At 73.1% G+C, this 201-nt stretch carries 1 protein-coding gene; it reads left to right on the top strand.

Annotated features, from left to right (window positions below):
• The coding region (locus AC5P09_RS52365) for a hypothetical protein (RefSeq protein ID WP_493880681.1) at positions 1 to 196 on the top strand (196 nt) is incomplete at its 5' end.
• Positions 197 to 201 lie beyond the last annotated feature (5 nt).

Raw genomic sequence — 201 nt, 5'->3', positions numbered from 1 at the left:
CACCTGGCCGAACACAAGGTGGCCTGGCGACCGTGACCGGCACAATCCACGCCGCCGGCCGCCACGCCGCCATCTCGCCGGGACGGAGTCCGGCACGCCGCCGGAGGCCGCCGACGAATACAGCCCGGACGGCTGGGAGGCCAACCACACGGTGCTGGCACACCTGGCCGAACACAAGGTGGCCTGGCGACCGTGACCGGC

This window comes from Streptomyces sp. a15 (assembly GCF_059026085.1).
Note: the sequence above shows the minus strand (reverse complement) of the source record. Positions and strands in the feature narration are given on the sequence as shown.